Here is a 22,741-nt window from a genome sequence, read left to right on the forward strand (position 1 = left end):
GGTTCACCAGCCCGGTGTGAAGGGCCCGTTCCCGAGCTTCGGCTCGGGAACGGGCCCTGTTCTTTGCCGCCTATCCTTTTCCTGTCGCCTTTTCCCTTACCGAACCGACGGAGCACCACTCATGTACTTCACCGACCGCGGCATCGAGGAACTGGAGAAGCGGCGGGGCGAGGAGGAGATCACCTTCGAGTGGCTCGCCGAGCAGCTGCGCACGTTCGTCGACCTCAACCCGGACTTCGAGGTACCGGTGGAGCGGCTGGCCACCTGGCTGGCGCGGCTGGACGACGAGGACGACGAGTAGGCGCGCACGGCTGCGCGCCCGCCCTGAACGTTCGTTCCCCGAGGCCCCCGAACGAGTGGGGGCCTCTTGACTTTCCCGGGCCGCGATATATCGTGAATCACGTAAGACGCGATATGGCGCGTCGGGGGGGTGGCCTCGCCGTCGCGCACGCCGTCCGCACCGGCCGAGGAGGTCAGCACCATGTCCGAGTGGTCCGTCGGCGAGCCGAGGAAGCTCTCCTTCGACGCCCCTGTCACGGCACTCCATGTACGCATCGTCAACGGAACGGTGAACGTGGTGGGCACGGACGAGAGTTCCGCGCGTCTGGAGGTGTCGGCGATCGAGGGGCCGCCCCTCACGGTGACCCAGAAGGACGGCGCTCTCACGGTGGCGTACGACGACCTTCCCTGGAAGGGCTTCCTCAAGTGGTTCGACCCCAAGGGCTGGCGCCGCAGCGTGGTGGTCTCCCTGGCCGTGCCGGCGTCCACCCGTGTGGAGGTGGGCGTGGTCGGGGCCACGGCCGTGGTCTCGGGGATCGACGCCGGTGCCGACGTGAAGGGGGTCACGGGAGACACGACACTCGTCGGCCTCTCCGGACCGGTCCGCGCCACCACGGTCTCGGGCAACGTTGAGGCACAGGGCGTCGCGGGCGATCTGCGGCTGAACTCCGTCTCCGGCGACCTCACCGTGATCGAGGGCACCTGCCCGTCCGTCAAGGCCGACTCCGTGAGCGGCTCGATCATCCTGGACCTCGATCCCTCCGGCGGCCCCACCGACGCCCGCCTGACGAACGTGTCGGGTGAGATCGCCATCCGCCTGCCGCACCCGGCGGACGCCGAGGTCGAGGCGAACACCGCGAGCGGCGCCGTGTCCAACGCCTTCGACGATCTGCGCGTGACCGGCCAGTGGGGAGCCAAGAAGATCACCGGACGGCTGGGCGGGGGCACCGGCCGCCTGAAGGCGACCACGGTCTCCGGATCCATCGCGCTGCTGCGCCGCCCGCAGTCGGAGGACGAGCCATGGGACGCACCACGCCCGCAGAAGGCGCCCGCCGGCACCGACGACGCTCCGACCGAGCAGAAGGGGCTCTGACATGCCTCCCGTCTTCGCCCATGGACGACTGCGCCTCTACCTGCTGAAGCTGCTCGACGAGGCACCGCGCCACGGATACGAGGTGATACGGCTGCTGGAGGAGCGGTTCCAGGGGCTGTACGCGCCCTCCGCCGGCACCGTCTATCCGCGGCTGGCCAAACTGGAGGCCGAGGGGCTGGTCACCCATACCACCGAGGGCGGCCGCAAGGTGTACGCGATCACCGACGCGGGCCGTGCCGAACTCGCGGACCGCAGTGGTGAACTGGCCGACCTGGAGCTGGAGATCCGCGAGTCGGTCGCCGAACTGGCCGCCGAGATCCGCGCCGACGTCCAGGGGGCGGCGGGTGATCTGCGGCGCGAGATGCGGGCGGCGTTCTCCGAGGCCAGGAAGGGTACCAAGGCCCACGGCGACGCCCATGGGGAGTACATCGACGCGTCCGAAAAGGAGGCGTGGCGTGCCGCCAAGGAGGAGATGCGCCGCGTCAAGCAGGAGTGGAAGGAGCAGGCCCGGCGCGCCAAGGACGAGAGCCGAAGGGCCCGCGAGGAGGCACAGCGGGCACGCCACCAGGCCAAGGAGGCGCAGGACCGGGCCCGCGCCCAGGCGCAGGAGGAGATGCAGCGCATAGCGCGCCGGGTCCAGGAGCATGTGCAGGACCATTTCTCACGGGGCGACTGGCCGACGGGCGTACGGGAAGGGCTGACCGAACTGGCCAAGGAATTCGGAGAGTTCGGGAAGGAGTTCGGCTTCGGGCGCACGGGTGCCGCGGACACGACGAAGAATGCGGGCTCCTCGCGGGACACGTCGGAGCCCGAGTACGCGGCGACACCCGAGGACTTCCCCGGCGCGTACGAACCCTCCTGGGCGCACGAGGACTCCACGGGCGACCCGGCCCGCGACCTCGACCGGCTCCTGGACCGCTTCCGGGACGGCATCAGGGACGCCGCCCGCGACCACGGGGTGACGGAGCAGCAGCTCCGTGACGCCCGGCGGCACCTGTCGACAGCGGCGGCGCACATCGGGGCGGCGCTTCGGGCGCACCAGGACTGACGAGGGGCACGCCCAAGGTCCGCCCCCTGGAACTGCCGTGCGTGGCCGTATGGTCCGGTGCCGCCCTCTCCCGCCGGGTGCGGGAGAGGGAGCAGCACCGAGTCGCTCATCCGGTCAGCCGGTCCCCGCCTCGCCCTTGCCGCCCCACAGCGCGCGTTCGACTGCCGCGCAGGTCACTCCGTGATCGGCGAGGACCTCGGCCGGGACGCCGGGGCGCAGAGTCAGGGCGAGCAGGAGATGCTCGTCCCCGATGTGCCGGTCACCATGGGCGACGGCGGTGCGCAGGGATGCCGCCAGTACGCTCTTCGCCTCGCGGGTGAACGGCCGGCGTCCCGTTCGTCGCGCCCCGCCCCTGCCGCCCGCCGTCAGCGCGCCCTCGCCGTGAGTGCGCTCGACCCGGGTGACGATCTCCGCGAGATCGATGCCGAGACCGGCGAGGGCGTCCGCGTCGGACCGGGACAGACCGCCTCGGCGGCGTGCCTCGGCGAGGTCCCGCTCCACCGCGTCACGCCGCCCGGCGAGACCGAGCGACGACAGCGCGCCGGCGGCCCGGCCGCCCTCATGGTCAAGGAGGGCGAGCAGCAGGTGCGCCTGGTCGACGCGCTCCTCGCCCATTCGTTCGCAGCGCTCGACCGCGCCGGTGACCACCGCGCGGGCGTCCTTGGTGAACCTCTCGAACATCACTGCCTCCCGTACTTCTTGTGCACGGCCTGCCTGCTGACTCCGAGTTCCGCGGCGATCTCCTGCCACGACCAGCCCTGATTGCGCGCGCTGCGCACCTGCACCGCCTCCAGCTGCTCCAGCAGCCTCCGCAGCGCGGCGACAGCCCGCAGCCCGACCCGTGGATCGCGGTCGCCGGCGCGCTCGGCGAGATCCGTTGCTTTGGTCATGATGTCAACCTAGATTGACAAGCCTCGTTTGTCAACCATAGTTGACAAACGGGGCCCCGGACATACGGACGGCGGGCCCGGAAGAGGAGATCCGAGCCCGCCGTGGAAGCGGAGGGAGCCGCGGCAGCGGAAGGAGGTCGGCGGTGGGCCGTACGCCCGGCGGCGTGATCCGGGCAGGCGCGGAGGTCAGTTCGCGGTGAGCACGATCTTGCCGAACTGGTCGCCCGCCGCCAGCCTCTCGAAGCCCTCGCGTGCGCGGTCGAGCGGGAGGACCTCGTCGATGACGGGACGCACTCCGGTGACCGCGCAGAAGGAGAGCAGATCCTCCAGTTCGTCCTTGGAACCCATGGTGGAGCCGACGACCTTCAACTCCAGGAAGAAGATGCGGGTGAGTTCGGCATGGGAGGGGCGGTCGCCGCTCGTGGCCCCGGAGATGACCAGCGTGCCGCCGGGACGCAGCGACTTGACGGAGTGCGACCAGGTCGCGGCGCCGACCGTCTCGATGACGGCGTCCACCCGCTGCGGCAGCCGCGCCCCGGACTCCAGGGCCTCCACGGCGCCCAGTTCGAGGGCCCGCTTGCGCTTGGACTCGTCACGGCTGGTGGCGAAGACCCGCAGTCCCGCCGCCTTGCCGAGCACGATCGCGGCTGTCGCGACACCACCGCCCGCCCCTTGGACGAGGACGGAGTCGCCGGGCCGTACACCGGCGTTGGTGAACAGCATGCGGTAGGCCGTGAGCCATGCGGTGGGAAGACAGGCGGCCTCCTCGAAGGAGAGCCCCTCGGGCTTGGGCAGGAGGTTCCAGGTGGGCACGGAGACCTGCTCGGCGAAGGTGCCCTGGTAGCGCTCGGTGAGGATCGACCGGGGCTCGTCGGGCCCGACCCCGTGGCCCGTCTGCCCGATGACGGAGTGCAGGACGACCTCGTTACCGTCCTCGTCCACACCGGCCGCGTCGCAGCCGAGGATCATCGGGAGCTTGTCCTCGGAAAGCCCGACGCCCCGAAGGGACCAGAGGTCATGGTGGTTGAGGGACGCGGCCTTGACATTCACGGTCGTCCAGCCGGGCCTGCGCCCGGGGGCCGGGCGCTCTCCCAACTCAAGGCCGGTGAGCGGGTGGTCGCGGTCGATGCGGGCGGCGTAGGCAGCGAACATGACCTTGACGATAGGCAACACCGGGGCCGGAGGGAACGAAGGTCCGCTGTGACACACGTCCCGCCACGGAACCTTCGAGCCTCCGCACACACGTGAGCGGGCGGGTGCACCACCCGCCCGCTCGATGTGAGGCGCGCGAAGCGCGCTCTTGAGGGGCGCGGGGAACTGCGCGCCCAGCCACAACAAACTCGCGGCTGAGAACCGGCATCCCCGCGGATCGCTACCGGCGCGCGACCCCTTCGGCCCGCGCGGCGGCGGCGACCGCCGCCGTCACCGCCGGGGCCACCCGCTCATCGAACGGCGAGGGGATCACATAGTCCGCCGCGAGGTCGTCCCCGACGACCGCGGCCAGCGCCTCGGCCGCCGCGATCTTCATCCCCTCCGTGATGCGGGACGCCCGCACCTGGAGGGCTCCGGCGAAGATGCCGGGGAAGGCCAGCACGTTGTTGATCTGGTTCGGGAAGTCGGAGCGGCCGGTCGCAACCACGGACGCGTACTTGTGCGCGACGTCCGGGTGCACCTCCGGGTTCGGGTTGGCCATCGCGAAGACGAAGGCACCCTCCGCCATCGAGGCGACGGCCTTCTCCGGGACCGTACCGCCGGAGACGCCGATGAAGACGTCGGCGCCCGCCAGGGCGTCCTCGAGGGACCCGGTGATTCCCGCCTTGTTGGTGAACCCGGCGAGCTCCTGCTTGACCTGAGTCAGATCGCTCCGGTCCGGCGACACGACACCCTTGCGGTCCGCGACGGCGACATCGCCGATGCCCGCCTCGATGAGCATCTTGGCGATGGCGACCCCGGCCGCGCCCGCGCCCGAGATGACCACACGCAGCGCACCGATGGAGCGCCCGGTCAGCTTCGCCGCGTTCCGCAGTGCCGCAAGCGTCACCACGGCCGTACCGTGCTGGTCGTCGTGGAAGACAGGGATGTCGAGCCGCTCCTGGAGCCGGCGCTCGATCTCGAAGCACCGCGGCGCCGAGATGTCCTCCAGGTTCACGCCTCCGAAGGAGGGCGCGAGCCGGACCACGGTCTCGATGATCTCGTCCACGTCCGTGCAGTCGAGGGCGATCGGGACCGCGTCCACCCCGCCGAACTGCTTGAACAGGATCGCCTTGCCCTCCATCACCGGGAGGGACGCCTCGGGACCGATGTCCCCGAGGCCGAGGACCGCCGTTCCGTCGGTCACCACGGCGACGACCGACGACTTCCAGGTGTAGTCGTGGACCAGCTCCGGCCGTTCCGCGATGGCGGTGCACACCCGGGCGACGCCGGGCGTGTACGCAAGGGACAGGTCGTCCTTGTCGCGGACCGGCACGGTGGCCTGCACGGCCATCTTGCCGCCGCGGTGCAGCGCGAAGGCGGGATCGAAGGAATCGTGGGGCTCGGCCCCGCCGTCCTGATCCGCATGGTTGTCGCTGCGAGGATTGACGATCTCCGCTGCCACTGTGTCGTACCCCTTAGGTGTTCTGGTTTGAGGGTGACCGCTCCTGATTGAGGAGCGGGCGGGCACCACGCATGACCCTGATGACTGATGCGTACGGGTGCATACGCGACGGGCGCGCCGCACACGCGCCCTGAGCCCCGGATGAGGGGTGTAAAGAACCTTCTTACCGGACGGATGGTGTCCCGGACGAGTCCATAAAACGAAGGTCACACGCCGGTGAGATGACTCATGGCGGAAAATGTGGACAAGACGGCGCCACCCATGCTCATGATCACGTGTACGGACAGCGACCGGCCACATCGTGAGACACGTCGAAGATCCTGCGGCCGGAGGGAGTGATTCCGGTATAACCTCCGGCGCCGGTCGGCCCCGTGAGGCGGTTCGGGGGTCACCCGTTATGCGATTTTGACACGGCCGGCCCCCTGAGTTCGTCCCAATGGATGGCAAGATGCCTCAACCAACGAGGTCGCGGCACCCGATGGTGTGTGTCCTCGTCGACCCACGGCAGCATCTCATCCCGCCGGAGGAACCGATCATGACCGCAAGCACCTCCCGCCGTACGACCGTCAAGCGTTCCCGGATAGCTGCGGTCGGCGCCATCGCGGTTGCGGGCACCCTGCTGGTGACCGGCTGCGGCGACCACACCGACAAGGGCAGCGGCAACGGCTCCGGCACGTCGAACGCCTCGGCGCCGCTCGGCGGCAAGCTCCCCGCGGACATCAAGAAGGCGGGCGTCATCAAGGTGGGCTCCGACATCGCCTACCCGCCGGTCGAGTTCATGAAGGACGGCAAGGCCGTCGGTATCGACCCCGACATCGCGGACGCCCTCGGCAAGCAGCTGGGCGTCAAGTTCGATTTCCAGAACGGCAAGTTCGACAACCTGATCGTGGGCCTCCAGGCGAACCGGTTCCAGATGGTCATGTCCGCCATGAACGACACCAAGAACCGTCAGAACGGCATCGACTCCGACACCGGCAAGAAGGTCGGGGCAGGCGTCGACTTCGTGGACTACTTCACCGCCGGTACCTCGATCCTGGTCCAGAAGGGCAACCCGAAGGGCGTCAAGTCGCTGGACGACCTGTGCGGCAAGGTCGTGGCGCTGCAGAAGGGCACCACGTCCGAGGGCATCGCCAAGACGCAGAGCAAGAAGTGCACGACGGACGGCAAGAAGGCCATCGACCTGCAGACCTTCGACACCGACCCCGAGGCGCTGCTCCGTCTCAAGCAGGGCGCGTCCGTCGCCGACCTGAACGACTTCCCGGTGGCCGCGTACAACGCGAAGACCTCCGGCGGCGGCAGTGACTTCGAGGTCGTCGGCGACCAGATCGAGGCCGGCCCGTACGGCATCGCCGTCAGCAAGGACAAGACCCAGCTGCGCGACGCGCTGCAGGCCGCGATGAACGCGATCATCAAGAACGGCGAGTACCAGAAGATCGTGCAGAAGTGGAACGTCACGCAGGGCGCGGTGACCGAGGCGAAGACCAACGGCGGCTCCTGAGTCTTCGCACAGCGCTGAAAGGCCCTCACCGTGACTGACACCGTCGACCAGTCCCCGGCGCCGCCGGAACAGATCAAGGCCATCCCCGTTCGCCACTACGGCCGCTGGGTGGCAGGAGTCGTGGTCCTCGCCCTCGTGGCGCTGATCGCGGTCGCCTTCTCCAACGCGAAGATCAACTACAGCGTCATCCCGGACTACCTGCTCGACCCGGGCATCGTGTCGGGCGCCTGGACCACGCTGTACATCTCCGTGCTGGCCATGGTGCTCGGCGTCGCGCTCGGCGTGGTCCTCGCCGTGATGCGGCTGTCCTCGAACCCGGTCACCAGCACCGTGTCCTGGTTCTACATCTGGTTCTTCCGCGGCACGCCGGTCCTGGTCCAGCTGCTGCTCTGGTACAACATCTCGCTCGTGTTCCCCATCCTGAACCTGGGGTTCTACAAGGACGAGATGAACCAGGTGATGACACCCGTCCTCACCGCGCTGCTGGGACTCGGCCTGAACGAGGCCGCGTACATGTCCGAGATCGTCCGCGCCGGCATCCAGTCGGTCGACGAGGGGCAGACGGAGGCATCGCACGCGCTGGGCATGACCCAGGGCCGGACGCTGCGCCGGGTGATCCTGCCGCAGGCGATGCGGGTCATCATCCCGCCGACCGGCAACGAGTTCATCAACATGCTGAAGACCTCTTCGCTCGCCTACGCGGTCCAGCTCCCGGAGCTGATCAAGAGGGCGACGGACATCTCCAGCACCTCGCTCGCGGTGGTCGAGATGTACTTCGTGGCCTGTATCTGGTACCTGCTGCTCACCACCGTCTTCAGCATCGTCCAGTACTACATCGAGCGGCGTTACGCCCGCGGTTCGACGCGCAACCTGCCGCCGACCCCGTTCCAGCGGCTGAAGAAGAACCTCCGCATGTTCGGTTCGTTCCGCCGTCCGGAGGTGGCCCGATGACCGGTCTCAGCAAGGACATCACCCCGCCCAGCAGCGGCGCCCCGATGGTCAAGGCCGAGAGCGTGCACAAGTCCTTCGGGCTCGCGCACATCCTCAAGGGCATCGACCTGGAGGTGAATCCGCGTGAGGTGTTCTGCCTGATCGGCCCGTCCGGTTCCGGCAAGTCCACCTTCCTGCGGTGCATCAACCACCTGGAGAAGATCAGCGCCGGCCGGCTGTACGTCGACGGCGAGCTGGTGGGCTACCGGCAGAAGGGCGAGAAGCTCTACGAGCTGAAGGAGAAGGAGGTCGCGGCACAGCGACGGGACATCGGCATGGTGTTCCAGCGCTTCAACCTCTTCCCTCATATGACGGCTCTGGAGAACGTCATGGAGGCGCCGGTCCAGGTCAAGCGCGAGTCGAAGGCGGTGGCCCGGGAGCGCGCGGAGCGTCTGCTCGACCGGGTGGGCCTCGGCGACCGCAAGGGCCACTTCCCGGCGCAGCTCTCCGGCGGCCAGCAGCAGCGCGTCGCCATCGCCCGCGCGCTGGCGATGCAGCCGAAGCTGATGCTCTTCGACGAGCCCACGTCGGCCCTGGACCCGGAGCTGGTCGGCGAGGTTCTCGATGTGATGCGGGACCTCGCCGAGGACGGCATGACGATGATCGTCGTCACGCACGAGATGGGCTTCGCGCGCGAGGTCGGCGACTCGCTGGTGTTCATGGACGACGGTCTGGTGGTCGAATCCGGCCACCCGCGCGACGTACTGACGAACCCCCAGCACGACCGGACGAAGTCGTTCCTGTCGAAGGTGCTGTAGCACCGTCGATGACGGTGATGGGCCCTGTTGTGCCACTCCGGCACAGCAGGGCCCTTCGCCTTGCCGCCGGCTGCCTCGGCTGCCTCTGCGCGAGCGGCAGCGGCAGGAGCCCGGGCCGGCCGTGGTCCGTGAGTCCGGCCTCGACGAACATCACACGGCTGTCCGCCGATGTCCGCCATGTCCCCCTCCATCAGGTCCGCCACGTAATACCCTGGATGCGCGACCGTCTGTTACGTGACCGCCACACGACCATAGAGCGCCCCCGTAAGGACTACAAGTGGAATTGGCCTATTACTCGGACTACGCCGTGCGTCTCGTGAACAGCGAGGAGCCGACCCGGGGCAAGGACTCGCTCACCTCGGTGGAGGCCGTCCGCGACCTCTTCGGCGTCAACCAGTCGGCGGCCCGGCGTGCCACCGACGCGGATGTGACCCGCTTCCGTTCGGTCAGGGCCCGCCTTCGCGCGGTCTTCGAGGCCGCCGACTCCGGCGACGAGACACTCGCCGTGGACCTGCTGAACTCGCTCCTGCTGGAGTTCCCGGTGAGCCCGCAGATCTCCGGGCACGACCATCGCGACGACGACGGGCGCCCGCTCTGGCACATGCACCTCGCCGACCACCCCTCGAACGCGACCGCCGGCTACGCGGCGATCGCCACGATGGGGCTCGCGTTCCACCTCACCGAGTACGGCGTGGACCGCCTCGGTCTGTGCGAGGCGGCCCCCTGCCGCAACGCCTACCTCGACACCTCGACCAACCGCTCCCGGCGCTACTGCTCGGACCGCTGCGCCACGCGCGCGAACGTGGCGGCCTACCGCGCCCGCAAGCGCCTGGAGGCGGACCGGCCGGAGAGCACGGGCCTTGCCGCGGAGAACGCCCAGCGCGCCAGCGCGAAGGGCGCGCGCTGACCCTTCAGCGGCCGGTAGCGCAGCCACACCTTCCCGAGCACGAGTTCCTCGGGGACGGTGCCGTAGTCGGTGCTGTCCCCGCCCGCGTACGGATTGTCCCCGAGCACCCACCAGCCGCCCTCGCGCAGTTCCACCGCGCGCTTGACGACCAGCAGGTCCTGCTGGAAGGGATGCCGCAGGACGATGACGTCGCCGGGCCTGACGCGCGCCCCGTACTGCACGAGGAGCCTGTCCCCGTGCTCGAGCGTGGGCACCATGGACGGTCCCGTCACCTCCGCCGCCCCGAACGGCAGAAGAGCTTTCGTACGCTCGGTCTCCTGTGACAGCTCCGGCATCGCCGGCACCTCCCCGGTCCGATCCTCCACCTGTCCAAGTCTCACCCGGGACTTTTGACGTAAGCCCATGGGGGCACTCGCAAAAACCCGTCCCTCACGGAGTAATGTCCCACCTGAGAAGACGATCACGAGGAAGGACAGCTTCATGCTCTCCCGCCTGTTTGCCCCCAAGGTCAAGGTCAGCGCCCACTGCGACCTGCCCTGCGGCGTGTACGACCCGGCCCAGGCCCGCATCGAGGCGGAGTCGGTGAAGGCCGTGCAGGAGAAGATGGCCGCCAACGACGACCCGCACTTCCAGGCGCGCGCCATCGTCATCAAGGAGCAGCGCGCCGAGCTTGCGAAGCACCACGTCTCGGTGCTGTGGAGCGACTACTTCAAGGCCCCGCACTTCGAGAAGTACCCGGAGCTGCACCAGCTGGTCAACGACACCCTGAAGGCCCTCTCGGCCGCCAAGGCGTCCTCGGACCCGGCGACGGGTCAGAAGGCCCTGGACTACATCGCCCAGATCGACAAGATCTTCTGGGAGACCAAGAAGGCCTGATCTTGGATCATGTCATCTGACCTGCGTTTTCCTTGTTCGCAGTGTCTCCCTGTCCGCACCCGGTCCGCAGGCCGCCGAGCACGGCGTCCATGGCGGACCGGGTGCGGTCGTCTTCGGGGAAGCCGTCCCGGAGGATCCGGGGCGGTTCGCTCGGTACCTGTGCTGCCTCCGCAGTGACATGCGCGCGTGCGGTAGTGAGCTGCGCAGAGGTACGTCCATGGAACTCATGGGCACGCATGAGGTCTGCGGTACAGCCGGAGACTCCTAGTAGACGATGTCCCAGTGGTTGCGTTCATCGCAGTACAGGTCGCCCGATCCGGACTTCCACAGCGCGAAGCCGTCCTCGCGGAGGCCGACGTACTCGAAGGTGCGCCTGATGTAGCTGTTGAGAGCGGGGCTGGGCCGAAGGTCGATCTTGTAGCCGTTGGCGTGGCTGTACTTGCCGTCCGCGCCGTGGCCGACCTCGGTGCCGCCGATGACGGTGAGGCTGTCGAGGCCGCTGGCCTTCTTGAGGTTGATCACTCCGTCCACCGTGCCGCTGAGGATCCCGTCGTACGAGACGCAGCTCGGATTGTTCCTGTCGGTACAGTTCCCGGGGGATTCGGCCGTGATGCCGTTGGGGATCAGCCGTGCCTCCGCCTGATCCTGGGTCAACGGCGTGCCTGCGGCCGTGGCGATCCCGGCGGTGAGCATCAGAGCGGCCCCGATCCCGGTGACAGTGAATGTCAGTTGGGGCAGTACGCGCATGGTGCCTCCTGAATGTGGGGGGATGTGACGCCTACCGTGCGTCTCGAAATACAACGAGCGTTCTGTGAACTGGTGCCGGGTGGCCAACGCTTCCGGCCGAAGCCAGGAGCAGCGGTCGCGCACCCACGGCAGTTGCCGACGCCGACGGGCGGGTCGGCCCCGGCGCATCGCGGGAATACCCCCGCGCCACGTTCACCGGGGCGCGGGCGTCCGGGTGGCGTGTCAGCCGCTGCAGTTGGTGACGGGCTGGGGGCTCAAGAGGCAGTTGGTGGGGGTGTTGCCGGTGAAAGTGGTGCCCGCGTCGACGGTGGTGATGGCCACCGTGGTGTACACGCCTCCGGGGGCGGGCGCGAGCGGCGCGGTGTTGTTGTTGACGCTGGAGACGTTGCTGAAGGAGAAGGTGCCGCCGTTGTTGTAGACGCCCGCGACGGCGGAGCCGGTGCCGGTGACCTTGTTGGCATCGATGTGGGAGCCGTCCACCGACACGGTCAAGCCGTTGGTGGAGGTGTCGGCGTAGAGTCCGGCGCCCTGTGAGTAGCGGCCGGAAGCGAGGTTGCCGGTGACAGCGGTGTCTTGCTGCAGCGTCAGCGTGGCCGCTGAAAGGAGTCCTTCCGCCGCGATGCCCGCGCCTTGGCCAGAGGTGCCGATGAGCCGGTTTCCGGTGACCCGGGTGTGGTTCAGGGTGAGGGAGCCGCCCAGACTGAAGATCCCGCCGCCCCGGTTGCTGAAGCCGTCGGGCGTGGTCCACCCGGTGACGGTGTTGCCGCTGATCATGGAGTCCGCGATCGTCGCGGTCGCGCCGGCCAGCGGATTGAACAGGATTCCGCCCCCGCCGTTGAAGCTTTGGGGGACAAGGTTGTCCGTGATCGCGGTGCCTGTGACGGACAGCGAACTGGAGCCGCTGTAGTTGATCCCGCCGCCTTGCTGCTGTGCGGTGTTGTCGCGGATGGTGCTGTTCATGATGATCGCCGGCGAGCTGACGCTGCTGAAGTACAGGCCCCCGCCGATGGCCCTGGTGCGGTTGCCGGAGATGGTCACCGAGTTCAGGGTGACCGGAACCGACCCGAAGGCGAGAATGCCGCCACCACCGTTGGGGGCATGGTTGTCGCTGATGGTGCCGCCGGTGACGGAGAGCGTCGTATGGGGCCCGGCGGCGATGCCGCCGCCGGTGCTGGCCCTGTTGCCCTGGAAGTTCACGCCGGTGGTGATCAGCGACGCGTTGGTGGTGTTGAGCAACACGCCACCGCCTTGGCTGCCGCCCGCGTTGCCGTTCATGACGGTGAGGGTGTCCATGGTCAGCGAGGTGGCGCCGACACGGAAGATACGGAAGTTGGTGGTGGCTGCGGGATCGCGGCGGATGGTGGCGTTGTTGCCGTGGATGATGAGCGGCTGGATGATCTGCGGGAGCTGGCCGTCGGCGTCGGTCATTGTGTAGACGCAGTACGACGTCAGCGACAGTGTGTCTCCGCCCACCATTCCGTTGGACGCGTTGATCGCCGCGATCAGGTCGGTGTCCGAACACCCCACGTTTGTCAACGCATGCGCCGGGACTGTCGCCGACGCGGCCAACAGAACGCCCGCCACCAGCGTCACCCCGACCCGCACACCCCGCCTGCCCATTTGGTTCCTCCGCTGACTCGTACGGGCTCATCCGGTCCGCCGATGCGGAACAGCAGCACCAAACCTAACCGGGGCATCCCACCGCGAGCGCTGACATTTCCTCACATATTGGGTCGTCACACGGTCGGCCCACACCGGCCGGGCAACGGCGAGAAGCCCACCGAGGCTTCTTCGGTGGCAGCGCCCGGCGTTCGGCCTTCAGCGCTCACCGAACTCGACACCCTGCACCCGCCCCTTGGACCAGCGACGGCGAGCCGGTCCTCCATCGAATGGTTGGTGCTATTGTCATTAGCACCATGCTGCTGCGTCTGGACAAGAGAGACACCCGCCCTCTGCACGAACAGGTGGCGGGCGCCATCCGTCGCGCCATCGCCGACGGTGAATGCGGGCCGGGGGATCGCCTGCCTGCGGCACGCGATCTCGCCGAGGCGCTGGACATCAACGTCAACACCGTCCTGCGAGGACTGCGCAGCCTGCGGGACGACGGTGTGCTGGAGTTCCGCCGGGGCCGAGGCGTGACCGTGGCCGAGGGAGCCGGGGGGCGGTCGGATCTGCTGGACCGCGTCCATGCGCTGGTGACCGAGGCCGCGTGCCTGGGCTACAGCAGGGCCGATCTCATCGAGATGATCAGGGGGATGCAGTGAACGACCGCAACGAGGCCGAACGCGGAGCGCGTTGGGGCACCGCAGTGTGGACAGCGGGCACCGCGGCCTTGATCGCCGCGCTGCCCTGGGCCGCGAGCGGACGGCTGCCGGACCGGCTGGCCACCCACTGGAGTGCCGGTCGCACCGCACCTGACAGCTCGATGCCCCTCTGGGCGGCTTCGCTCTTCCCGGCCCTGATGTGGCTGGTGCTGGCAGCGGCCGTGACCTTGACGCTACGGCAGGTCGGCGCTGCCGCGCGTACCGCGACTCGCCGCTGGACCACCTGCGCACTTCTGTCGGGGGGCGTACTGCTGTGCGGTGCCCAGGCGTCCATCATCCGCGCCAACCTCGATCGCGAGGACTGGCACCAGGCGGACCTGCCGAACGTCTGGATCGTCGCCGCCCTGGTGGCCGCGGGTGCCGCGGGAATCGTGGGATGGCTGGTGAGCGCACGCGAACAGGCCGCCACCACTGATGCGGTGGCGGCCCGTCAGGAAGGGCCCACCATCGAGGTCCCCGCGGATCAGCGTCTGGTCTGGTTCTCCCGCACCGCCAACCCCTGGATACAGCTGGGGGCGGCGGTGACCGGCCTGATCGCCGTCGGAGCGGTCATCGCCCTCGTGAGCGGCATCGCCGCCCCGGGGGCATCGTGGGCACTGCTCGTTCCTTTCGCACTCGCCTCCATCGCTCTGACCTGCTGCGCGTCGGTACAGGCGCGCGTGTCGGAGCAGGGACTGGCGGTGGCGTTCGGCCCGCTCGGCCGGCCGGTCCGGCGCTGGCAGGCCGCGGAGATCGAGTCCGCCCGTGCCGAGTACCGCACCCCCGCCCAGGCCGGCGGCTGGGGATACCGGCTCAGCGGCCTCGGCACCACGGTCATGCTCCGCGGCGGGGAGTGCCTGGTCATCCGTACGCGCGGCAAGGGAAAGGAATTCGCCGTGAGCGTGGACGACGCCGAGCGGGGTGCCGCCCTGTTGAACTCACTGAACGCTCCTCGGCCGAGCTGAGCGCGGCGCCCTCGACGGTCCCGCGACCGCACCCGGGCCGTGTCAAGGGAGTGCGAGGATCGCGCAGGTCGTCGTCGCGTGGGCGTACAGCTTGCCGTCGGCGGCGCCGATGACCCTCCCCTCGGCCGTCGCCATGGTCCGGCCCACATGGACGGTGGCCGCCTCGCACCTCAGCCGGGGGGTGTCGGCGAGGACCGGGCGCACCATGTGCACGTTGAGCTGCATCGTGGTGTAGACGCGACCCCTGGGCACCACGGTGGCGATCGCGCTGCCCAGGGCGGAGTCGAGCAGCGTGGCCACGAAACCCCCGTGCACGGTGCCCATCGGGTTGAGCAGGTGCTCGCCGGGATCGCCTTCGAACGCCGCCGCCCCCTCCCCTGCCTCCACCAGGCGGAATCCGAGCGTGCCGCCGATCGGCGGCTCCGGGATCTCCTCCTTGAGGATCTTCTGGAGCATTTCCAGGCCGGTCAGATCACCGGCCTCGTTCCAGGGCAGGGGCGGGCGCCAGGTGTGCGTCCGTGAGCGAATCTCGTGGGGGTTCGTGGTCGCTGTCATGCTGTTCCGCTCTCCTGACTCACTCCTGGCTCGGACGTACCGCGCGGGCTCCCCGTCAGGGGACCTTCACTCCGAGCAGGTCCACCGGGGAGATGACGGGAGCCGAACTGAGCATGGTCTCCGCGGCACCCATGAGCGCGGCGGCGATCTTGCCCTCCAGGTGGCCCTGCCGCCCCTGCTCGTCCTCGAACGTGTCGAACACCCCGAAGGTGGTGGCGTCCAGGCGGAACGAGAACCAGGCGACCGTGTGCTGCTCCTGCTCGGCCAGCGCCACCGCGTCGCGCAGCATCGCCTCGACCTTGTCGGCGTACTCGGGCTTGGCCTCGATACGCGCCAGCAGACCGATCTTCATCGTGGTCACTCCTCATGCGGAAACGGTTGGGAACGTCGCCGGATCTCCGGCACACAGCGAACCTACGGCGCCGGCCGACACCCCCATCAGTGGCAGAAACGACATCATCGATATTGTTTACGCCATGAAGATTGCGGTTCTTGTCTACGACGGGGTGTTCGACTCCGGCCTCTCGGCGATCCTCGACGTCCTGGACGGCGCCAACGCGATGGGCGAGGAGGCCGGCACGATGGGCGAGGAGATCCATGAACCGCCGTCCTGGGATGTGACGACGGTCGGCCTCCAGCCCCAGGTGCGCACCGGAGCGGGACACCTGATCGCCGCCAAGCCCCTCGCGCACGCCGAGACCGCGGACCTCGTGGTCCTGCCCGCCCTCAAGGAACGACGCCCCGCGGCGCTGCTCGAATACGTCGGCGGCGACCGGTCGCTTCCCGTCCGCAATCTGATCGCACGGACCCGTGACCGCGGCACCCCCGTCGCCTCGGCCTGCACCGGAACGTTCCTGCTGGCCGAGGCGGGAGTACTCGACGGCCGGCGTGCCACGACGTCCTGGTGGCTGGCGCCGCTCTTCCGCGCCAGGTACCCGCAGGTCCGGCTGGACCAGAGCAGCATGGTCATCGCCTCGGAAGGCGTCACCACCGCGGGTGCTGCCTTCGGCCATGTCGACCTCGCCCTGTCGATCGTCCGGGCCCGCAGCCATGCGCTGGCCGACCTGGTGGCCCGCTACCTGGTGGTCGACGAACGCCCGTCCCAGTCCGCCTACACCATCCCCAGCGCCCTGGCACAGAGCGATCCCACCGTCGCGGCCTTCGAACGCTGGGTCCGCGAGCGCCTCGCCGAGCCCATCAGCATCCCCGACGCCGCCCGGGCCATCGGCGTCAGCAACCGCACGCTGCAACGCTCCGTCCAGCGCGTCCTCGGAACCTCCCCCATCCGCTTCGTCCAGGACGTCAGGATCGAGCAGGCGTCCCACCTGCTGCGCACCACCGGACTGTCCCTGGAGACCATCGCCCGGAGAGTGGGCTACGAGCACCCCAACACCCTGCGCGTGCTCCTTCGCGAACGCACCGGCAGGACCACGACGGACCTCCGGGGGACTGAGCGGAGCACCTGAGGTCCACGGCCCTGTACCAGCCCTTCACCCCGGTCACCGAGATCCTGCGCGGTCTGCTCACGGGCACGGAGATCGGCGGCAGCGGGAGCATCGCGGCCGCCTGGTGCGTCGGCCCCACCGCCCTCGGCTGCCCGAGGGCGCGCTCGGCCTACGACAAGGTGTGAGCGATGCCGGGCGGCGCGTCACCGGCGGCTGTCGAAGGCGTCGAGCAGCCCCAGTGCCTCGGCCCGCAACTCCTCACGCCCCAGGGCGGCGTACGCGGACACAGCGTCCTCGTAGGCCGCCCTGTCGGCGTGCGCCAGTGCCTCCCGCACGCGCGCTGAGGACATCGTCGGCTGGAAGCTGCGCAGCATCCGGCAGCGTTCGGCCAGGGCGATCGACCGGGCCGCCGGGGTCGGGGCACCCCGGTCGAGATCCACGACGGCCAGCGCGAACAGCAGGACCCCGCAGACGGAGAGATGCGCGGCGTACGCGGGCCGGTCGACGGCCGGTCCGGACAGCAACGCACGCAGCTTGCCCGGGAGTTCCTCCACGAGGCCCGCCACCCGGTCGAGACGCCCGTGCCGGGCGTGAGCGACGACCGCGACGCCCTGGGCCTCCAGGGCCCATGTCTCCAGTCCGCGTGGTTCGATGTTCAGGAACGGCTGCTGCATCACCGGGGCCGGCTCCGCGGTCCGGCGCCACATGCGCAGCCCCGCCTCGGTCTCCCCCCGGGCGAGCAGGATCTCGGCGCGCACCCCGCTCCGGAACGTGGCTTGTCCATAGGTGTCGTCCGCGTCCTCGGCGTACTGGGACGTCGTCAAGTCGTACCAGTGCTGCGCCTCGTCGACCTCGCCGAGCAGCAGCGACGCCATGACGAGCCCCCAGCGGATCCCGATCTCCTCGCAGGCGCTGCCGAGCAGCCGTTCCTGGAGGTGCAGTGCCACCCGCAGATGGTGCCGGGCCCGCTCGCCCTGTTCGGTCTTCAGGCTGAGCTCGCTGATGCGGGAGTGGGCGTGGAGCAGGACGACGGGACCCTGGCCGTTCCCGAGGGCGTCGAGCACGCGGTCGGCGGCGGCGAGGGCGCCCTCGATGTCGCCCCGCGCCTCCCGTACATAGCCCGTGACGGTCCCGGCGACGGCGACGGCCAGCGGTGCGTCGTACACCGCGGCATCGTGGTCCGGGCCGAACACGGCGGGCACGTCGGCAAGGACCGCCGCGAGGGCACGGGGGACGGTGTCGGGCGGGGCGGACGGCAGCCGGCGCAGCACGGCCACGAACCGCAGGGCACGCGCGCCCTGCCCCTCCAGCAGGAAGAGGTCGGTGGCGAACAGGGCGGCGGCCGTGCGGGTGGCTTCCACGAGTGCCGGCTCGGGCCGGAAATGGCTCAGCAGATGGCCGGTCTCCTCGATGAGGGTGGCCATACGGACATAGCGGGGCTCGATGTTCCACAGGCCGGCCAGCACGGCGGCGCAGGCCACGACCGTGGGCCGCTCCTCACGCGCGAGCGCCAGGCGCAGGGCGTGCAGCAGGTTGTCCTGCTCGTCGCGGACCGGGTTCAGGTCGGCGATGGAGTCGGCCTGGGCGACGGACGTGTGGCGCGCGAGGCCGAACTCCCGCGCCCACTCCAGGAACTGCCCGGTCACCCGCTCCGTCTCGCCCGCGTCCGCTCGGCGGGCGGTGCTGAACTGCCGCACCGTCTCCAGCATGCGGAAACGTGCCCCGGAAGGAGTGTCGGCGACCTTCAGCAGGGACTGGTCGACCAGGTCCTCCAGCACCCAGGCGTCGCCGACCAGGTGTTCCGCCGCGTCCGCGGTGAAGCCGTCCGGGAAGACGGACAGGGCACACAAGGCGCGCTGTCCGGTCTCGTCGAGGAGGTGCCAGCTCCAGTCGACGACGGCGAGCAGGGTGCGGTGCCGTTCGGGCGCGTCGCGTGCGCCGCCGCGCAACAGGGCGAAGCGGTCGTCCAGGCGGCGGGCTATCTCGGTGACGGACATGACCCGCACTCGGGCGGCGGCCAGTTCCGCGGCGAGGGGCAGCCCGTCCAGACGACGGCACAGCTCCTCCACGGGTCCGGCGGGGAGTTCGGCACCGGGGCGGGCCGCACGCGCCCGCTGCTCGAACAGTTCGACGGTGGTCGCCAGGCTCAGCTCGGGCAGCAGGTACACGGATTCGGAACTCAGTCCGAGCGGGGCCCGGCTGGTGGTGAGCAGGCGCAGGTCACGGGTGAGGGAGACCAGGGCCTGGACGAGGGCGGCGGCGCCACGGACCACCTGTTCGCAGTTGTCGAGGACGAGCAGGGCGGGGCCGGGGCCCAGAACGCTCGCGATGCCGGTGCTCAGGTCGGGGTGCACGGCCTCGCCGACCCCGAGGGCGGTGGCGACCTCGGAGGCCACGTCGTCGTCCCTCGTCACCCCGGCGAGCGGTACGAAGTGCACGGACTTCTGCCCGGCCTCGCGTCCGACCACCTGTGCGAGCCGGGTCTTGCCCAGGCCGCCCGCCCCGACGACCGAGACGACGCGTGAGGTGCGCAGCAGCCCGGCCACGGCCGCGATGTCGTCGGCCCGGCCGAGCAGGGGGTTCGGCTCGTGCGGGATACCGCGGCGGACGCCCGGTGCCTCGTCCCGCAGCAGCTCCTGGTGGACCGTGCGCAGGGCGGGCCCCGGGTCGGTGCCGACGTCGTCGCGCAGGGCGCGGCGATAGGCGTCGTAGCGGGCCAGCGCGGCGGCGGGCCCCTTGGTGGCCGCTTCGCAGCGCAGCAGTTCGGCGAGGATCTCCTCGTCGCGGGGATGAGCGGCCGCGAGCCCGGTGAGGGGTCCGGCGGCCTCGGCGTGCCGGCCGAGCCGTGCCAGCGCGAGTGCACGGGCGCTCACCAGTGCGGCGTAGGTCGTCGCGCGCGCCGCGCGCAGGGCGGAGACGGGGTCGCCGGGGGCCTCGTCCCCGGGCGGACCGTCCCAGTGGGCCAGCGCGGCCTCGGCGTGCGCGAGGGCGGCGGCGTGGTCGCCGGCGCGGGCGGCGCGGCCCGCGCGGGTGGCGGCGAGCAGCACGGCGGAGGTGTCGACGGCGTCGGCGTCCAGGGTGAGCCGGTAGCCGGTGGCGGTGCTTGCGATGGTGTCGGCGCCGAGCTGGGAACGGGCCCGGGAGACCAGCACCTGCAGGGCCTTGGCGGGGTTCTCGGGCTGTTCCTCGGGCCACAGCCCGTCCATCAGACGGGCCGCGCTGCACCCGGTGCGGAGCTCGTCCGCGAGCAGCGCGAGCAGTCCGCGCAACCGGGGTCCGGCGATCTCCCGGCCGCGATGGGACACCCGTGCGAGGAAGGTCAGCTCGGTCGTCACCCGAGTAGGTTAGAACGCTCCCATCTCCCGCTGTCGGTGGTCCGTGCCATGCTGTGGGACGTGGATGTGGAGGACCTGGTCCGGCTTCGGCGGGCCCGCGACCGGATGGACCGCGAGTACGCGGAGCCGCTGGACATACCGGCGCTCGCGCGCACCGCGCTGATGTCCCCGGGGCACTTCCAGCGCAGCTTCCGGGCGGCCTACGGGGAGACGCCGTACAGCTACCTGATGACCCGCCGTGTCGAGCGGGCCAAGGCGCTGCTCAGGCGCGGCGACCTGACCGTGACGGAGGTCTGCCTCGCCGTCGGGTGCACCTCGCTGGGCTCGTTCAGCTCACGCTTCACCGAGCTGGTGGGCGAGACCCCGAGCGCCTACCGCGCACGCTCACACGACCAGAGCGCGCCGATCCCGCCCTGTGTGACCAAAACCCTGACCCGCCCCCGCCGAGGCCACTCGCCCACGACCCGGACGGATCCCCGCACCCAGCGTTAGAGACGCCCGGCATGTGCCGGGCCCCGCGCGAGCCCCGGCCCGGTCGACACGCGGCTGAGCCGCGCGAGCGCGATGGGCCACCCCAACCCGCGCGGAGCGCATAGCGTGGGCCACATGGACCTGAAACTCTCCCAGTGCTTCATCGCCGTAGACGACCACGACAAGGCACTCGCTTTCTACTGCGACGTCCTGGGCCTGGAGGTCCGCAACGACGTCGGCTTCGAGGGCATGCGCTGGGTCACGGTCGGCTCACCGCTCCAGCCGGACGTCAAGATCGTCCTGGAACCCCCCGCCGCCAACCCGGACATCTCGCCGGCCGACCGCCAGGCGATGGCGGAGCTGCTCGCCAAGGGCATCCTGCGGGGCGTGATCTTCTCGACCGAGGACTGCGACGCGCTGTTCGCCCGTGTCGAGGCGTCCGGCGCGGACGTCCTCCAGGAGCCCATGGACCAGCCCTACGGCGTGCGGGACTGCGCATTCCGGGACCCGGCGGGCAACCTGCTGCGCTTCACACAGCGCCGCGCCGCCTGACTCCCCGCCGGTCCCTCTACCCGCAGAACACCGGCGTCGGCCGCGTCGCGTGGACCGGCACCGGGCACGCCGGGTCCGCGGTCTGCTGCGGAGTCGGCGCCTCCTGCCACTGGGCGGGCGGAGGCGGCTCGTTCGCGTCCTGGAGCCACAGCGTCAGTCCGCCGCCCGTCACTGCGAGCGCGGCCCACACCCCGGCCGCCCACCGCCAGGCCCTGCGCCGTCCCCCCGCCCCGGTCACGCGGGCGCCGCAGTGCCGCCGTCCCAGACCTCCACGTCCACCACGGCGGACACGGGTATCGGCCCGTAGATGTGCGGGAACTCCTCGCCGCCGGGCTCCGGGGCCTCGTGGCGTACAGGGGCGGTGAGGCGGTCCGGATCGATGACGAGCAGCACCAGTTCACCGGGCCCGGTGTACTCGCCGTACACCCAGCGCGCCACGCGGGGAACCTGGTGCCGCAGTGAGCAGTGGATGAAGCCCTCTTCCTGGAGGGTGCGGCCACGGGTCGACATCTCGTAGGTGCCCGTTGTGAGGGCCGCCTCCCACAGGGAGCGCTCGGTGAGGTGCACAAGAGGTTCCGGCATACCGCCAACCTATGCCCTGCCCCGCTTGTCCCGTGACTGCTCGGGGTGCTCCCGGCCCGCGTACCGGGGGCATCGCGGGTTTTGGCAAGGACCGGGGCGCCATACGGGAACGAACGCGCCCAGCGTCTTGTGGCGCCTTACGACGGCGGCGACGGGCTGCCCGCACGACGGACAGACCTGGTGCTCTCTGTCCATGTCCTCAGGGTAGGACGACCCCGGCGGCCGGGCCCCCCGGCCCCCAGAGCAGAGCGGCTCAGCGCGGCTCGCGCCACATCGGCCACATGCGGGGGCCGTCGGGAAGGTCGACAGCACGGTTGGTGAAGCCGAAACCCAGGCGTTCGTACAGCTTGGCGCTGCGGGCGGTGCTCGCCTCCAGATAGGCGGGCTGCCCTTCGCGGTCGCAGCGGTCGATGACTTCCCGGATCAGTGCGGTGCCCAGGCCCTCGCCCTGGCGTGCGGGCGCCACAGCGATCATCCAGAGGTACTCATGGGCCCGGTCCACGGGGTGTACCTCGGCCATCAGCCGGGCGACGCGCTCGACCCTCTCGTTCCCCGGGTCGACCGCCTCGCGCAGCCGCGCCGCGCCGTCCGGGTCCTCGGCCGTGGAGTGGCGGCCGGGGGATATCGGCAGCCACAGCGCGCACGCCGAACCGTCCTCGGTCACATCGATGCGCCCCTCGGCCAGCACGATGCCGGTGAAGGCCGCCATCAGTCTGTGGTGCGTCGTGCGCCGGTGCTCCTCGCCCGGAAAGACCCACCTGCTGACCGGATCGTTCTGGAACGCGTCATCCAGCAGCCGGACGATCAGCTCCCGGTCGTTCCCCTCCGCCTCCCGGATCGCCACGCCCATC

27 protein-coding genes are annotated in these 22,741 nt (G+C 70.1%); 13 read left to right on the top strand and 14 right to left on the bottom strand.

Annotated elements, in window-relative coordinates; genetic code table 11:
• Positions 1 to 121: 121 nt before the first annotated feature.
• The 3 genes from ABZ845_RS05970 to ABZ845_RS05980 all read left to right on the top strand — a co-directional run bounded on the left by ABZ845_RS05970 (position 122) and on the right by ABZ845_RS05980 (position 2,420).
• Positions 122 to 301: a DUF6104 family protein gene (locus ABZ845_RS05970; RefSeq protein ID WP_028420339.1), complete on the top strand. Its 180-nt coding sequence runs from the start codon at positions 122 to 124 to the stop codon at positions 299 to 301.
• A 180-nt stretch (positions 302 to 481) separates the two neighbouring features.
• A complete protein-coding gene (locus ABZ845_RS05975) occupies positions 482 to 1,372 on the top strand; it encodes a hypothetical protein (protein WP_360973424.1) in 891 nt (296 codons plus the stop codon).
• 1 nt (position 1,373) lies between these two features.
• Entirely contained in the window at positions 1,374 to 2,420 is a 1,047-nt protein-coding gene (locus ABZ845_RS05980) for a helix-turn-helix transcriptional regulator (RefSeq protein ID WP_360973426.1), read from the top strand.
• A 114-nt stretch (positions 2,421 to 2,534) separates the two neighbouring features.
• Here the strand turns inward: ABZ845_RS05980 and ABZ845_RS05985 are convergent, their stop codons facing one another.
• The 4 genes from ABZ845_RS05985 to ABZ845_RS06000 all read right to left on the bottom strand — a co-directional run bounded on the left by ABZ845_RS05985 (position 2,535) and on the right by ABZ845_RS06000 (position 5,906).
• The gene (locus ABZ845_RS05985) at positions 2,535 to 3,101 is read right to left on the bottom strand and encodes a Clp protease N-terminal domain-containing protein (protein WP_360973428.1); all 567 of its coding nucleotides are present in this window, start codon (positions 3,099 to 3,101) and stop codon (positions 2,535 to 2,537) included.
• A complete protein-coding gene (locus tag ABZ845_RS05990; RefSeq protein WP_360973430.1) occupies positions 3,101 to 3,310 on the bottom strand; it encodes an HTH domain-containing protein in 210 nt (69 codons plus the stop codon). Before ABZ845_RS05990 ends, ABZ845_RS05985 begins: the two co-directional genes overlap by 1 nt.
• A gap of 186 nt (positions 3,311 to 3,496) precedes the next feature.
• Positions 3,497 to 4,462, bottom strand: coding sequence for a zinc-binding dehydrogenase (locus ABZ845_RS05995; protein WP_360973432.1), 966 nt, complete (start codon positions 4,460 to 4,462; stop codon positions 3,497 to 3,499).
• A 220-nt stretch (positions 4,463 to 4,682) separates the two neighbouring features.
• Positions 4,683 to 5,906 (bottom strand): NADP-dependent malic enzyme, encoded by a 1,224-nt coding sequence (locus ABZ845_RS06000; protein WP_360973434.1) that lies wholly within the window; start codon positions 5,904 to 5,906, stop codon positions 4,683 to 4,685.
• A gap of 535 nt (positions 5,907 to 6,441) precedes the next feature.
• Between ABZ845_RS06000 and ABZ845_RS06005 the strand changes: the two genes are divergently transcribed.
• The 4 genes from ABZ845_RS06005 to ABZ845_RS06020 all read left to right on the top strand — a co-directional run bounded on the left by ABZ845_RS06005 (position 6,442) and on the right by ABZ845_RS06020 (position 10,059).
• The gene (locus ABZ845_RS06005; protein ID WP_360973436.1) at positions 6,442 to 7,404 is read left to right on the top strand and encodes an ABC transporter substrate-binding protein; all 963 of its coding nucleotides are present in this window, start codon (positions 6,442 to 6,444) and stop codon (positions 7,402 to 7,404) included.
• Between the two features lie 30 nt (positions 7,405 to 7,434).
• Positions 7,435 to 8,355, top strand: a complete 921-nt coding sequence (locus ABZ845_RS06010) for an amino acid ABC transporter permease (RefSeq protein WP_360973438.1) — start codon at positions 7,435 to 7,437, stop codon at positions 8,353 to 8,355.
• The gene (locus tag ABZ845_RS06015) at positions 8,352 to 9,152 is read left to right on the top strand and encodes an amino acid ABC transporter ATP-binding protein (protein WP_360973440.1); all 801 of its coding nucleotides are present in this window, start codon (positions 8,352 to 8,354) and stop codon (positions 9,150 to 9,152) included. Before ABZ845_RS06010 ends, ABZ845_RS06015 begins: the two co-directional genes overlap by 4 nt.
• A gap of 277 nt (positions 9,153 to 9,429) precedes the next feature.
• The gene (locus ABZ845_RS06020) at positions 9,430 to 10,059 is read left to right on the top strand and encodes a CGNR zinc finger domain-containing protein (protein ID WP_360973442.1); all 630 of its coding nucleotides are present in this window, start codon (positions 9,430 to 9,432) and stop codon (positions 10,057 to 10,059) included.
• Here ABZ845_RS06020 and sodX read toward each other — a convergent pair.
• Entirely contained in the window at positions 9,963 to 10,394 is a 432-nt protein-coding gene (gene sodX / locus ABZ845_RS06025; RefSeq protein ID WP_360973444.1) for a nickel-type superoxide dismutase maturation protease, read from the bottom strand. The two genes, ABZ845_RS06020 and sodX, sit on opposite strands and share 97 nt — an antisense overlap.
• 145 nt (positions 10,395 to 10,539) lie before the next feature.
• Here sodX and sodN point away from each other — a divergent pair, with 145 nt between their 5' ends.
• On the top strand, positions 10,540 to 10,935 hold the full coding sequence (sodN, locus tag ABZ845_RS06030) for a superoxide dismutase, Ni (protein ID WP_360973446.1): 396 nt from the start codon (positions 10,540 to 10,542) through the stop codon (positions 10,933 to 10,935).
• 264 nt (positions 10,936 to 11,199) lie between these two features.
• Here sodN and ABZ845_RS06035 read toward each other — a convergent pair whose 3' ends face one another.
• Together ABZ845_RS06035 and ABZ845_RS06040 are read right to left on the bottom strand one after the other, a co-directional pair.
• The gene (locus ABZ845_RS06035; protein ID WP_360973448.1) at positions 11,200 to 11,682 is read right to left on the bottom strand and encodes a hypothetical protein; all 483 of its coding nucleotides are present in this window, start codon (positions 11,680 to 11,682) and stop codon (positions 11,200 to 11,202) included.
• A gap of 222 nt (positions 11,683 to 11,904) precedes the next feature.
• Complete coding sequence (locus ABZ845_RS06040; protein ID WP_360973450.1) at positions 11,905 to 13,209, bottom strand: hypothetical protein; 1,305 nt, start codon at positions 13,207 to 13,209, stop codon at positions 11,905 to 11,907.
• A gap of 389 nt (positions 13,210 to 13,598) precedes the next feature.
• Between ABZ845_RS06040 and ABZ845_RS06045 the strand changes: the two genes are divergently transcribed.
• A complete protein-coding gene (locus ABZ845_RS06045) occupies positions 13,599 to 13,946 on the top strand; it encodes a GntR family transcriptional regulator (protein WP_360973452.1) in 348 nt (115 codons plus the stop codon).
• Positions 13,943 to 14,950, top strand: coding sequence for a DUF1648 domain-containing protein (locus ABZ845_RS06050; RefSeq protein WP_360973454.1), 1,008 nt, complete (start codon positions 13,943 to 13,945; stop codon positions 14,948 to 14,950). The genes ABZ845_RS06045 and ABZ845_RS06050 overlap by 4 nt, the downstream gene beginning before the upstream one ends.
• A 42-nt stretch (positions 14,951 to 14,992) precedes the next feature.
• Here the strand turns inward: ABZ845_RS06050 and ABZ845_RS06055 are convergent, their stop codons facing one another.
• Together ABZ845_RS06055 and ABZ845_RS06060 are read right to left on the bottom strand one after the other, a co-directional pair.
• Positions 14,993 to 15,505: a PaaI family thioesterase gene (locus tag ABZ845_RS06055; RefSeq protein WP_360973456.1), complete on the bottom strand. Its 513-nt coding sequence runs from the start codon at positions 15,503 to 15,505 to the stop codon at positions 14,993 to 14,995.
• A 55-nt stretch (positions 15,506 to 15,560) separates the two neighbouring features.
• A complete protein-coding gene (locus tag ABZ845_RS06060; protein WP_360973458.1) occupies positions 15,561 to 15,857 on the bottom strand; it encodes an antibiotic biosynthesis monooxygenase in 297 nt (98 codons plus the stop codon).
• A 124-nt stretch (positions 15,858 to 15,981) separates the two neighbouring features.
• Between ABZ845_RS06060 and ABZ845_RS06065 the strand changes: the two genes are divergently transcribed.
• Positions 15,982 to 16,971 (top strand): helix-turn-helix domain-containing protein, encoded by a 990-nt coding sequence (locus tag ABZ845_RS06065; protein ID WP_360973460.1) that lies wholly within the window; start codon positions 15,982 to 15,984, stop codon positions 16,969 to 16,971.
• Positions 16,972 to 17,153: 182 nt separating this feature from the next.
• Here ABZ845_RS06065 and ABZ845_RS06070 read toward each other — a convergent pair whose 3' ends face one another.
• Positions 17,154 to 20,285 carry a BTAD domain-containing putative transcriptional regulator gene (locus ABZ845_RS06070; protein ID WP_360973462.1) on the bottom strand — a complete coding sequence of 1,044 codons (3,132 nt, stop codon included), beginning with the start codon at positions 20,283 to 20,285 and terminating at the stop codon, positions 17,154 to 17,156.
• A gap of 48 nt (positions 20,286 to 20,333) precedes the next feature.
• Here ABZ845_RS06070 and ABZ845_RS06075 point away from each other — a divergent pair, with 48 nt between their 5' ends.
• Together ABZ845_RS06075 and ABZ845_RS06080 are read left to right on the top strand one after the other, a co-directional pair.
• Positions 20,334 to 20,777, top strand: coding sequence for a helix-turn-helix transcriptional regulator (locus ABZ845_RS06075; RefSeq protein WP_360973464.1), 444 nt, complete (start codon positions 20,334 to 20,336; stop codon positions 20,775 to 20,777).
• Between the two features lie 114 nt (positions 20,778 to 20,891).
• The gene (locus ABZ845_RS06080; protein WP_360973466.1) at positions 20,892 to 21,308 is read left to right on the top strand and encodes a VOC family protein; all 417 of its coding nucleotides are present in this window, start codon (positions 20,892 to 20,894) and stop codon (positions 21,306 to 21,308) included.
• A 16-nt stretch (positions 21,309 to 21,324) separates the two neighbouring features.
• Here the strand turns inward: ABZ845_RS06080 and ABZ845_RS06085 are convergent, their stop codons facing one another.
• The 4 genes from ABZ845_RS06085 to ABZ845_RS06100 are packed head-to-tail and all read right to left on the bottom strand — an operon-like array spanning position 21,325 to position 22,740.
• Positions 21,325 to 21,546, bottom strand: a complete 222-nt coding sequence (locus tag ABZ845_RS06085; RefSeq protein WP_360973468.1) for a hypothetical protein — start codon at positions 21,544 to 21,546, stop codon at positions 21,325 to 21,327.
• Positions 21,543 to 21,890, bottom strand: a complete 348-nt coding sequence (locus ABZ845_RS06090) for a DUF952 domain-containing protein (RefSeq protein WP_360973470.1) — start codon at positions 21,888 to 21,890, stop codon at positions 21,543 to 21,545. Before ABZ845_RS06090 ends, ABZ845_RS06085 begins: the two co-directional genes overlap by 4 nt.
• Positions 21,891 to 21,899: 9 nt before the next feature.
• On the bottom strand, positions 21,900 to 22,085 hold the full coding sequence (locus ABZ845_RS06095) for a hypothetical protein (RefSeq protein ID WP_360973472.1): 186 nt from the start codon (positions 22,083 to 22,085) through the stop codon (positions 21,900 to 21,902).
• A gap of 58 nt (positions 22,086 to 22,143) precedes the next feature.
• Entirely contained in the window at positions 22,144 to 22,740 is a 597-nt protein-coding gene (locus ABZ845_RS06100) for a GNAT family N-acetyltransferase (protein WP_360973474.1), read from the bottom strand.
• Between the last annotated feature and the right edge of the window lies 1 nt (position 22,741).

The sequence above is a fragment of the Streptomyces sp. NPDC047022 genome (genome assembly GCF_040644155.1).
Lineage (GTDB): Bacteria > Actinomycetota > Actinomycetes > Streptomycetales > Streptomycetaceae > Streptomyces.